Below are 9,933 nucleotides of genomic sequence, written 5' to 3' on the forward strand. Positions count from 1 at the left end.
CCCCCACAGCCGCAAGCGCGGAGACAGCGCCACCCGCCAGAAAGCCGACCCGGGCCCCGTACACATCCGTGACCCACCCGACGAGCGGCGCCCCCACCGGCGTACCGCCCACGAAGACCATCATGAAGAGGCTCATCACCCGCCCCCGCATCGCGGGATCCGTGGCGAGCTGGAGGCCGGAGTTGGCGGTGACGTTGACCGTCATGCCCAGCGTCCCGATCGGCACCAGCAGCGCGGCGAACAGCCAGAACGCGGGGGCCAGCGCGGCCGTGAGCTCCAGCAGACCGAAGAGCAGCGCGGCGCCGACGAGCAGCCGCGTCCGGGACGTGCCACGGCGCGCGGCCAGCAGGGCGCCCACCAGCGAACCGGCCGCCATCAGCGTGTTGAGCAGGCCGTACGTGCCCGCGCCGGCGTGGAAGACGTCGTTCACGAAGGCCGTCAGCCAGATCGGGAAGTTGAACCCGAAGGTGCCGATGAAGCCGACGAGCACGATGGGCCAGATGAGCTCGGGGTTGCCCGCGACGTAGCGCAGACCCTCGCGGAGCTGGCCCTTGCCGCGGGGCGCGCGGTCGGCCTTGTGGAGCTCGGCCGTGCGCATCAGCAGCAGCGCGGCGATGGGGGCGACGAAGGACAGGCCGTTGAGCAGGAAGGCCCAGCCGCTGCCGACCGCGGTGATCAGCACACCGGCGACGGCGGGGCCGACGAGCCGCGCGGACTGGAAGTTCGCGGAGTTCAGGCTGACGGCGTTGCGCAGGTCGTCCGGGCCGACCATCTCGACGACGAACGCCTGCCGGGCGGGGTTGTCCACGACGGTGACGAGGCCGACGGCGAAGGCCGTCACGTAGACGTGCCACACCTGCACATGCCCGGAGAGGGTGAGGACGGCCAGGGCGAGGCCGGTCAGACCCATGACGGTCTGGGTAAGGAGGATCAGCTTCCGCTTGGGGCACCGGTCGGCGATGACACCGCCGTAGAGCCCGAGGAGCAGCATGGGGAGGAACTGCAGGGCCGTGGTGATGCCGACGGCCGCGGAGGAGCCGGTGAGGCTGAGGACCAGCCAGTCCTGCGCGATGCGCTGCATCCAGGTGCCGATGTTGGAGACGACCTGGCCGGCGGCGAAGAGCCGGTAGTTGCGGTTCCTGAGCGAGCTGAACATACCGCCCTTGGGCTTGAGCTCGGGCTTGAGCTCGGGCCTGCCGGTCAGGGCGGTGGTGCGTATGTCTTCGTCGTGGCCGTTCGGTGCGGGTGCGGATTCTGTTCCGGGTCCCGTACTCAAAGTGGCTTCGCCTCCTCCGTGTGCGGTGGTGCTACAGGTGCGCGAGTTTCTCCAGCACGGGCGCGGCGGCGCGCAGCGTCGCCCACTCGTCCTCGTCGAGCTGTCCGACCAGCTCGCTGAGCCAGACGTTGCGCTTGCGACGGCTCTCCTCGAGCATGGCCTCGGCCCGCTCGGTCTGGGTCACCACCTTCTGGCGGCGGTCCTCGGGGTGCGGCTCCAGCCGGACCAGCCCCTTGGTCTCCAGCAGGGCGACGATGCGGGTCATCGACGGCGGCTGCACATGCTCCTTGCGGGCGAGCTCGCCCGGGGTGGCACGACCACAGCGGGCGAGCGTGCCCAGCACCGACATCTCGGTGGGGCTGAGCGACTCGTCCACCCGCTGATGCTTGAGGCGGCGCGACAGCCGCATCACTCCGGATCGCAGGGAGTCCACCGCGGCGGCGTTGACCTGGGTGTCGTCCGTGACTTCTGTGCCCACGGAGTCGTCTAGGGGGTCCGACATGTTCTTTAGGTTAACTCATTACTTGGGCTAATTAAAGCGGGGTACGAGGGGCGTACGGGTTCACAGTGGGGGCGGCCCGGTGGCGCCCGAAGGGGCGCGAGAGGGGCACGGGGACGAGGGTCGCCGCACCATGCGGCTCCGCCGCACGTGGCACCACCAGCCGCACCCGACCCGACGCAGATCCCTTCCGGCCAAACCCGAGCTTCACCCGCAAACCAGAACTCCAGTTCGATAGATTCGGCGGCGTTCGATCATCTATCGAGGAGGAGCAGCTTTGCGTCGGCCAAGGAAATTAGCCGCACTCGTCTCCACAGTGGCGTCCGCTGCCGCCGTCCTGCCTTTGTCCATGGCAGCCCCGGCCCAGGCGAGCGCGCCCACCGAGAGCTGCAGCAAGACCCACATGGCAAGAATCGTCTTCTGGGGTGTGGCCTGCGCCCAGCCGGGCGAGCCGGTGATCGGAGCGTTCGCGACCTGGCGCAACATCCCGATCGATTTCGCCAGGACCGACACGCCCAACACCACGGCACAGGCAACGAACCGTCTGGCCATGACCCCCAACACAGAGGGGGGCATGTTCGCCAACAACGTCGAAGTCGAACTCCACGCGGAGAAGACAGGGCCGACAACCAGCACGTACGGTCCACAGTGGATGGAGCAGGGCAACAGCGGCGGCACGATGCGCGCCATCGCGCAGGGAACCGACCCGGCCAAACCTGACGGGACCAACCACACCTACATGCTGCTGCGTCAGGCCAGCGGCGACCAGTGGGATGTCCTCTACGACTTCAACTGGGTCGGCAGCACCACTGATCAGCTCAAGGTTCCTCGCGGCAACAGCAATCGCATCGACATCGGTCTGGAGGTCATGGGGCCGCAGCACGTCACCGTGCCCGAGATCGCCAACCGGGTGCAGTTCATGGCCGAGAACAAGACCTGGTACCGCGCCGACACCGCGAACACCGCCCAGGTCGCCACTCTTGGTGTGTGCGGGCAGGACATGCCATGGGTGAATCCGCCCCGGAAATACCAGCCGCCCTACTGCTTCAACACCAAACTCACGGACGGCTCCAAGTTCACACAGTGGAACGTGAGCAAGCCTGGCCCCGCACCGTCGCCGGCGCCCCCGTCGGCCGCGACCCTGGCTGCTCCCCGGCCATCAGTTGTCCCGACAGCAAAGACCGTCAATGGAGTTGACCAGGAAACGCTGGCCCGTTGCATGGCGAACTCCCCCGACTCTTGCTTGGATTCCGTACCGGGACTGACCGACTGCATACGCACTTCCCGGATCTGCAATACAGCCGCCGCCAAGCCCCGGACCGGCCTCTCGGCTCCGGCCCGTACTGCACCCGCGATTGAGGCGGACATCCGCAAACGCGCTGCGGAGTCCTTCGGGGTCCGGGAGCACGACCTGCACATCTCCCCCACGGGCAAGGAAGGGATCGCCCGCCTGTCTTCGGCTCCGGCTTCGGCCCACAGCGATCAGGCCACTTGGACGGTGGAGTCTTCCGCGGAAACTCACGGCCTGGAGCGCCGTGGCCTCACGTTCCGCGGGTTCCGGGCCACTTACTCAGCCGCCACAGGCCAGCTCTTGGACGCCTGCTGGGGGCGGATGTGCGAAAAGTAGCCCTGCCCATTCGCGCCTACGGGGGAAAAGTATCCATGCGCAGGAATCAGCCGCCCGCCACCCTTCAGCCCACCCGGCGGCGTCCAAGGGCAGCCGTTCTGTCCGGACTGCCGGCCCTCGCGTGCGCCTTCGGTTTGACCGGCAACGCGACAGCAGCATCGCCGCACCCCCGAACAGCCGCCACGCTCACATCGGGCGGAGACCTGAGGGCCGAGTGCGCGACACACCCGGAAGCCAACACGAAGAAAGGGTGGGTGAAGAGCCGCTTCGAGTCCTGCGTCCACCAGCCCGTCTACCTCAAGCTCCTCGACGACAAGCGCCGCCTGCGCGGGGAGTTGTGGTTCGACCTCTGGATGCTCGGCTTCGCCTACGACGGCTCTCGGCGCGTGGACTACGTCACCAGCGTCGAGAACATACGGACCCAGGCAGTCTCCGGGGAGGACCCCGCCACCTGGCGCATCAGTCAGAGCTTCGACCACTCCATCAATGCCTCGGCCAGCAGCCCGAATCCCGAGATCTCGAAGCCTGCAACGACGGCACGAGCCGGAACCATCGCCGAGTGGACGACCAACCCCACGCAGGTGCTCACCTACACCTCGCCCGACACCGGCACACTCGACCCGGCCAACCCTCAGATCGTTCAGGGACAGGTCATCATGGAAATGAGCGTGACGTCACCTACTGCCGCACCATGGGTCGAATCCAACATGGCCTACTCAAACATCCGTTTCGACTACGCAGGCCGCCCGGCGGGCAAGTACAAGGGCACCGTCTTCACTGAAGCACGGGTCGAACTCGCCATGAGTCTGTCCGATCCGACAGTCAAGCAGAGCGCACGGCACATCCTCGACGCCCAGCAGTTTCCCGAGCGGACGTTCCCTTCCTGGCCCGGAAAGACCGTTCCGGGCGGGAATGACGAGCCTCTGCACCGCCTGATCGACGTAGACAAGCAGAAAGCCAACCGGAAGCGCTCCATCGAGCAGTGCGAGGATGCGTGGGGCGACTATACGGGAACCCGACTGCAGTGTGACGAGTACCCTTTCGCTTCCACGAAAGAAGGCTCTATGAACGGCGACAACCGGTATTCCGTACGGCTGATCGACGGCAGCGACAACGGCGCAGGTGGCAACCTCATCCAGAGCTTGTACGAGCAGAACCGCATACTCGACAACGACCCGTTCTACGTGAAGATCGTCCCCTGATCCGGAGGGAGGCAGCATATGGCGCTCCTCGCTGAGTACCGCGTGGCCGCCTTTCCCGACCGGCGCTTCGTCGAGGTCTACGATGCGGACGCATACCTCACCGACAGCGAAGCAATGGAAGTCGCCACTCGGGACGTCGTCGGCAGCAACGGCTACCACTTGTATCTGTGCAGCCTGCAACCCGACATCGACGTCCAGGTCGTCATCCGCGTCTGGGACACCGCCCAAGAGCCCCCCAAGGACGTGGAGGGCTTCGTCCCGATAACCCTCGAATCAGAGACCGGCATCCTTGTGGTCCGTCAGTTCACCTTCGGGCCCGCCGGAGAAACAACACTGCCCCGCCCCGGCGTGTACGAGGGACACGTCTCATGGACCGGACGCGAGGCCACAGCCACCTACTACGCGGAGACCCTGAGACACGTAAGCGGATGGAACGTGGAGCAAATCGGGCAAGCCTGGGCGCAGAACCCTGTCCCCGAGGAATACGTGCTCGACCTCTGGTGGGTCGCGGAGCCCACACCCGTCGACGACGAGGATGAAGAAGAGGAGCTGTAGCGCGGGGCACGCGGGGAGAAACCCCATTCCGTACGGAGGCAGTGCGAGGCCCGCACCGCCTCCGTACGCGACACCGAGGTCGCCCGCCTCGGCCTCCATGTCACGATCGGCGAGCCCGGCCCGTTCCGCACAAGCCCCCAAGGTCGCGGTCGCGGGACACCCCGCCGCCGTGCCGGACGAGGCAATCCATCACAGCGGCAGGAAGCCGGTGCGTCATCCCGTGCCGCCCCCGCAACCGGCGCACCTGGGCAACAGGCCGATTCCGGTCATAGGCTGGCTGTCCAGGCGCCGTACAGCAGGGCGCGCATGCCCAGAAGTGGTTCGCCCACGCCGGAGTCGTACTCCTGCCCGCCGGAACGGCCTGGGACGCCATCCGGGTAACCGGCGACCTGGCCAGGAACGTACTCGCGTCCGGAGTCGACGGCCCTGTGATCCGCGACCGGGAAGAGCATTACTTCCTCGTCCGGCCGGGCAGTGCCGACACGTGGGTGACGCCGGGCGGCGAGGGCCTCGGCGCCGCCTGCTATGTGGCCGTACCGGCCCCGGAGTGCGCGAGTGAGCCAGGCGTGCACTGGGCGCAAGTGCCTGATGGGAGTGGCCTATTGGTCGACGCCGAACAACTCGCTGCCCTGATCCGGGGCGCGTACGAAGAGGTCGGCCAGTGACCCAGCCGCCCAGCGGCGAAGACAGCGCCGCAGCACACCGCTTCCCTGTCGGAGTCACCTTCCTCACCGGCGCGCCGCCCATCAGGTGGCCGCTTCCCGAGCTGAGGCGACGCCTGCCGCGAAACACACGGTGCAACCCCGGTGACGGTCACCCGGACCCGCACCCCGACAGCGCTCAGCCGCCACAGCCGACGGAGCCCACCGATGACCCCTGACCCGCCACAACCGCTCGGCACGATCGCCGCTGCCGCGTGAGCCCTCGACGGGAAGCCCGACGCGGGCGGTGCCCACTGACTGCGGAAGCGCGTGCGCGAGGCGGTCACGAGACCTGCGTACCTCGCCCGACAGGCGACCGTCGGACAGGACAAGGGCCCGCTCGCATCTCTTGACTGCTGCGCATGTTGAGTGCCTTCAGTCGAGCACCGAGCACTTCCGCGTCGGTGGCGGGCCGGGTGTCGCCGGGGTCGGCGTCCCACCCGCGCCCGCCGCACAGCCGGGGGAAAAGAGCTCTTACCAGGGCCGTGATACCGGCGGCGCCTCACATCATCGACTCCTGGTCAGTTGGGGGCCATGCCCCGGACCACGATGAGCGGGCAAATCAGCGGCTACGGCCCGGCGGGCAAGTGCGGTCAGGGCTTGCCGATGTCGACCACCCACACCCCGGTGCCGTCGTACGCCTCGGGCGTGGCAGTGAGCACCTGCCCTTCGCCCGACTCGGAAACGGCCGCATAGACGGCGTGCGCGTGGCGCCAGTCGACGCCCGAGGTGACGGCCTGCTCGACGGCCGCGGAGGCGGCGAAGTCCAGGGGCAGGAACTCCAGGCCCGGCAACGCCCCCACGTGGGCTGTCGCGCCGGGCAGTTCAAGGCTGGCGGAAACCAGGCACAGCGCGGGCACATGTGCCCGCTGTGCCGGGTCATCCGTCTCGACGACCGCGAGACCGGCCAGGAAGCGGTGCCCTCGGCACAGGGCGAGCACCGCCGTGTGGTCGAGAATGATCACCTGCGCCCCCCGGCGCGCCCGGCCACGATGTCGGCCCGCCACTCCTGGGCACGTCGCACGTCGTCGTCGGTGAGATCGGGGCACAGGTTCGTGCGGACGTAGGCCAGCGCCCGGGCCGTGCGTTCCTCGCGTTCCGCGTGGGTGGGGATCTCGGAGATCAGCCGCTCCACGAAGCTGCGTGTACTGGTGCCGCGCTCCTCGGCCAAGGTGCGAAGCCGGTCGCGGATCTCGTCAGTGATCTTGATCGTCGTATCAGCCACACCGCGAGAATACATCCGGATACCGCTTCGTGCAGCGGTTCCGGCCCCGCATGAAGCCGGAGGCAGGCCCCGCGCCGGAACTATCCTGGAAGACGCGGCAACATCCCCTGCACAGGAGCCCTTCATGACCAGGAAAGTCGCCGACTGCCGCAGATTCCCCAGCGAGACGAACTGCACGCTCACCATCACCGGTGAGGAGGACGAGGTCCTCCAGGCGGCCACCCAGCACGCCATTTCCGTGCACAAGCACCAGGACGGTCCCGAGCTGCGCGAGCGGATCAGGGACTTCCTGGAGGACGAGGAATCGAAGGCATAACGCTACGGACCGGCGTAAGGACCGGCGTCACGCCACGGACCGGCGTCACGCCGGGAAGCGGCGTCCCACCCAGCGCCAGAGCAGTTCCATCACCACGGCCGCCACCGCGGAGATCGCGACGGCGGCCCACGGCATGGTCGTACCCACCAGTTTCAGCGCGAAGAAGCGCTGGAACGGCGGCACGGCCAGGACCAGCAGGAAGGCCAGGGCCATCGCGATGACCAGGGCGATCCGCCACCACGTGTACGGGCGGGCGATGATCGCCAGGACCCAGATGGAGATCAGGAAGAGCGTCAGGGTCGCCACGCTGGTCTCGGCGTCCAGGGAGTCCGGCCAGCCCGTGTAGTACGACCGGGCCAGCAGGTACGCGGCGAACGTGGCCGCGCCCGCGACCAGCCCCGCCGGGATCGCGTACCGCATCACGCGCCGTACGAAGTGCGGTCTGGCCCGCTCCGTGTTCGGGGCCAGGGCCAGGAAGAACGCGGGCACGCCGATGGTCAGCGTCGACAGCAGGGTCAGATGCCGCGGCAGGAAGGGGTACGGCACCCGCCAGCAGACCACCAGGACCGCCAGCAGCACGGAGTAGGCCGTCTTGGTCAGGAAGAGCGTCGCGACCCGCGTGATGTTGCCGATCACGCGGCGGCCCTCCGCCACCACCGACGGCAGGCTCGCGAAGCTGTTGTCGAGCAGGACGATCTGCGCGACCGCCCGCGTCGCCTCGGAGCCGGAGCCCATGGACACGCCGATGTCGGCGTCCTTGAGCGCCAGCACGTCGTTGACACCGTCGCCGGTCATCGCCACGGTGTGGCCGCGCGACTGGAGCGCGCCGACCATGTCGCGCTTCTGCTGCGGCGTGACCCGCCCGAAGACCGCCCCCTTCTCCAGGACCTTGGCCATGGCCTCCCGCTCGGCGGGCAGCTTGCGCGCGTCCACCGGGGCCTCCGCCCCCGGCAGCCCCAGTTTCGCCGCCACCGCACCGACCGAGACGGCGTTGTCACCGGAGATCACCTTGGCCGAGACACTCTGCTCCTCGAAGTAGCGCAGCGTGTCCCCGGCGTCGGGGCGCAGCCGCTGTTCGAGGACGACGAGCGCGGCGGGCCGTACCCCCTCCGCCACACGCGGGTCGTCGAGCTCGCGCTCGGCACGGGCCAGCAGCAGCACCCGCAGCCCCTGGGCGTTGAGCTGCTCGATCTCCGTCAGTACGGAGCCTGCTCCGGGGTCGGTCTCGCGGAGCAGCACATCGGGGGCGCCGAGCAGCCAGTTGCTGCTCTCGCCGTCGGGGCTGTTGAGAGAGGCGCCGCTGTACTTGCGCACGGACGAGAACGGCAGCGCCTCGGTGCAGCGCCAGCCACTGCCGTCGGGGTAGGCGTCGATGATCGCCTGGAGGCTGGTGTTGGGGCGCGGGTCGGACTCACCGAGGGCGCCGAGCACCTGTCGTACGTACGTCTCCTCCGCGCCCGCGAGCAGCACGCGCAGCTCGCTGACGTCCATGCCGCCCTCGGTCAGCGTGCCCGTCTTGTCGAGGCAGACGGTGTCGACGCGCGCGAGCCCCTCGATCGCGGGCAGCTCCTGCACCAGGCACTGCCGCTGCCCCAGCCGGATGACGCCGATCGCGAAGGCCACGGAGGTGAGCAGCACCAGGCCCTCCGGGACCATCGGCACGATCCCGGCGACCATGCGCCGGACGGCCTCCCGCCATTCGTGGTCCTGCACGACGAGCTGGCTGATGACGAGGCCGACGGCGGCCGGCAGCATCAGCCACGTCACGTACTTGAGGATCTGGCTGATGCCGGTGCGCAGCTCGGAGTGGACGAGCGTGAAGCGGGACGCCTCCTCGGCGAGCTGTGCCGCGTACGCCTCGCGGCCGACCTTGGTGGCCGTGAACGCGCCGCCGCCCGCGACGACGAACGAGCCGGACATGACCTTGTCGCCCGGCTTCTTCAGCACCGGGTCGGCCTCGCCGGTGAGCAGCGACTCGTCGATCTCCAGCCCGTCGGCCTCCCCGACCTCGCCGTCGACGACGCACTTGTCGCCCGGCCCGAGCTCGATGAGGTCGCCGAGGACGATCTCGCTGGTGGCGACGGGGGTGGGCGCGCCGTCCCGGCGCACGGTGGGTTTCGTCTCGCCGATCACCGCGAGGGAGTCGAGGGTCTTCTTGGCCCGGAGCTCCTGGAAGACGCCGATCGCGGTGTTGGCGACGATCACGAAGCCGAAGAGGCCGTCCTGGATCGGGCCGACGACGAGGATGATCAGGAAGAGGGCGCCGATGATGGCGTTGAAGCGGGTGAAGACGTTGGCCCGGACGATTTCCGCGGTGGAGCGGGAGGAACGTACCGGGACGTCGTTGACCTCGCCCTTCGCTACGCGCTCGGCGACTTCGGCGGCGCTCAGGCCGGGGAGACGGACCGGGGTGTGGGCCTCGCTCATGGTCTGACGGTAAGCGGCGCGCGCTTTTCCCGAAACCGGGGGCCCGGTAGGCGTCTGCGGGTCCGGTGGGGGCTGGTCGCGCAGTTCCCCGCGCCCCCGGGTGGT

The 9,933-nt window shown here is 68.6% G+C and carries 10 protein-coding genes; 4 read left to right on the forward strand and 6 right to left on the reverse strand.

Annotated features, from left to right (window positions below):
* Nucleotides 1–1,219 (reverse strand): MFS transporter (locus tag K6I34_RS23375; protein WP_374230994.1); only part of this gene is annotated, 1,219 nt, incomplete at its 3' end.
* An 88-nt stretch (nucleotides 1,220–1,307) separates the two neighbouring features.
* Nucleotides 1,308–1,778, reverse strand: a complete 471-nt coding sequence (locus tag K6I34_RS23380) for a MarR family winged helix-turn-helix transcriptional regulator (protein WP_229328299.1) — start codon at nucleotides 1,776–1,778, stop codon at nucleotides 1,308–1,310.
* A gap of 400 nt (nucleotides 1,779–2,178) precedes the next feature.
* Between K6I34_RS23380 and K6I34_RS23385 the strand changes: the two genes are divergently transcribed.
* The 3 genes from K6I34_RS23385 (at nucleotide 2,179) to K6I34_RS23395 (ending at nucleotide 5,159) form a co-directional block, all read left to right on the forward strand.
* Nucleotides 2,179–3,402: a hypothetical protein gene (locus K6I34_RS23385; protein WP_229328300.1), complete on the forward strand. Its 1,224-nt coding sequence runs from the start codon at nucleotides 2,179–2,181 to the stop codon at nucleotides 3,400–3,402.
* Between the two features lie 254 nt (nucleotides 3,403–3,656).
* Entirely contained in the window at nucleotides 3,657–4,604 is a 948-nt protein-coding gene (locus tag K6I34_RS23390) for a NucA/NucB deoxyribonuclease domain-containing protein (protein WP_229328301.1), read from the forward strand.
* 18 nt (nucleotides 4,605–4,622) lie between these two features.
* Nucleotides 4,623–5,159 (forward strand): hypothetical protein, encoded by a 537-nt coding sequence (locus K6I34_RS23395; RefSeq protein ID WP_229328302.1) that lies wholly within the window; start codon nucleotides 4,623–4,625, stop codon nucleotides 5,157–5,159.
* A gap of 266 nt (nucleotides 5,160–5,425) precedes the next feature.
* Here the strand turns inward: K6I34_RS23395 and K6I34_RS23400 are convergent, their stop codons facing one another.
* The 3 genes from K6I34_RS23400 to K6I34_RS23410 form a co-directional block, all read right to left on the reverse strand.
* The gene (locus K6I34_RS23400; RefSeq protein WP_229328303.1) at nucleotides 5,426–5,740 is read right to left on the reverse strand and encodes a hypothetical protein; all 315 of its coding nucleotides are present in this window, start codon (nucleotides 5,738–5,740) and stop codon (nucleotides 5,426–5,428) included.
* Nucleotides 5,741–6,453: 713 nt separating this feature from the next.
* Nucleotides 6,454–6,825 carry a hypothetical protein gene (locus K6I34_RS23405; protein WP_229328304.1) on the reverse strand — a complete coding sequence of 124 codons (372 nt, stop codon included), beginning with the start codon at nucleotides 6,823–6,825 and terminating at the stop codon, nucleotides 6,454–6,456.
* Complete coding sequence (locus K6I34_RS23410) at nucleotides 6,822–7,085, reverse strand: hypothetical protein (RefSeq protein WP_229328305.1); 264 nt, start codon at nucleotides 7,083–7,085, stop codon at nucleotides 6,822–6,824. The genes K6I34_RS23405 and K6I34_RS23410 overlap by 4 nt, the downstream gene beginning before the upstream one ends.
* Nucleotides 7,086–7,209: 124 nt before the next feature.
* Between K6I34_RS23410 and K6I34_RS23415 the strand changes: the two genes are divergently transcribed.
* Complete coding sequence (locus K6I34_RS23415; RefSeq protein ID WP_229328306.1) at nucleotides 7,210–7,401, forward strand: DUF1059 domain-containing protein; 192 nt, start codon at nucleotides 7,210–7,212, stop codon at nucleotides 7,399–7,401.
* Nucleotides 7,402–7,446: 45 nt separating this feature from the next.
* Here K6I34_RS23415 and K6I34_RS23420 read toward each other — a convergent pair whose 3' ends face one another.
* Nucleotides 7,447–9,828 (reverse strand): HAD-IC family P-type ATPase, encoded by a 2,382-nt coding sequence (locus K6I34_RS23420; RefSeq protein WP_229328307.1) that lies wholly within the window; start codon nucleotides 9,826–9,828, stop codon nucleotides 7,447–7,449.
* Between the last annotated feature and the right edge of the window lie 105 nt (nucleotides 9,829–9,933).

Origin of the sequence: Streptomyces sp. UNOC14_S4 (genome assembly GCF_020740835.1) — a bacterium.
In the GTDB taxonomy this organism is placed as follows: Bacteria; Actinomycetota; Actinomycetes; order Streptomycetales; family Streptomycetaceae; genus Streptomyces.